General features: G+C 63.9%; 1 protein-coding gene. It reads right to left on the bottom strand.

The genetic code is table 11. The annotated features are described in order from the left end of the window. Positions 1-52: 52 nt before the first annotated feature. A protein-coding gene (locus tag BHU06_RS21900; protein WP_139147184.1) for an IS3 family transposase occupies positions 53-1,188 on the bottom strand; the annotation gives its coding sequence in 2 pieces (ribosomal slippage) (positions 53-927 and positions 927-1,188; 1,137 coding nt in all). Between the last annotated feature and the right edge of the window lie 72 nt (positions 1,189-1,260).

Below are 1,260 nucleotides of genomic sequence, written 5' to 3'. Positions count from 1 at the left end.
TGACCTGCCCCCTGTAGACGTACCAATCAGAAGTGGAAGTCCGGGGCGAAGGTTAATCGATGGTGTTGGGGGTTGATGGGAGTTGAGCTGCATCGCCAGCGCGCTGGCGATGCAGCTCGGCGAAGCGAGCCGGTGGCATGCGCCCCAGGCTGCTGTGTGGCCTGACCTCGTTGTAGTCCGTGCGCCATGCGGCTGCGGCCACCCTGGCCTGGTGCAAGGTCTGGAACCAGCACTCGTTCAGATGCTCGTCGCGGAACTTGCCATTGAAGCTCTCGATGTAGCCGTTCTGCATGGGTCGCCCAGGCTGGATGAGGATGTGGCGGATGCCGTGTGCCTGCGCCCAGGCCATGAACGCCCGGCTGGTGAACTCCGGCCCGTTGTCGGTGCGAACCACCTGGGGATACCCGCGAAACAGCGCAGCGCGGTCCAGCACGCGCGTGACGTACTCACCCGAGATGCCGAAGTCCACCACGATGTCCACGCTCTCGTGGCTGAAGTCATCGGCCACCGTGAGGTACTTCAGTCGCCGCCCGCCCGAGAGGCTGTCGCTCACAAAGTCCATGCTCCACACTTCGTTGACCGTGCGCGCCAGTTGCAGCGGCATGCGCTCGTTGACGGGTCGCTTGCTCTTCTTGCGCCGGCGCACGGCCAGGTTGGCTTGCCGGTACAGGCGGTACACGCGCTTGTGATTGACGCCAGGAAACTGCGGGCGCAGCAGGTCGTGGATGCGCCGATAGCCAAAGCGGCGACGCACATGCGCGATCTCCACGATCTTCTCGTGCAACTCCACAGTGGCCTGATCGGCCTTTGGTGGATGGCGGTAGCTGTCGCGGGAGAGCCCCACAAGCCGGCACGCTCGGCGTTCGGACAAATGGTGCTCGCTCACCATGCGCCCAACCGCCTCACGCCTGGCCTGTGGGGCTAGCGCTTTACCCCCAGGACGCTCTTGAGCGCGTGCATGTCCAGGTGGGCCTCGGCCAGCAGGCGCTTGAGCTTGGCGTTCTCGGATTCCAGCTCACGCAGGCGCTGGGCCTCCGAGACCTGCATGCCGCCGAACTTGGCGCGCCACTTGTAAAACGTCGCGTCGCTGAAGCCGCCGTTGCGGCACAGCTCCTTGATCGGCATGCCTGCCTCGGCCTGTTTGAGGAAGCCGATGATCTGTTCCTCGGTGAATCTGCTCTTCTTCATGTCCGTCATTCTCCTGGTGGTTGACGGACTTCACGAACTTCAGACTGGTACGGCTGGTGGGGGGCAGGTCAT

It is taken from the genome of Hydrogenophaga sp. PML113, assembly GCF_001777155.1.
GTDB lineage: Bacteria > Pseudomonadota > Gammaproteobacteria > Burkholderiales > Burkholderiaceae_C > Hydrogenophaga > Hydrogenophaga borbori.
This window is presented reverse-complemented; position numbering and strand designations above follow the sequence as displayed.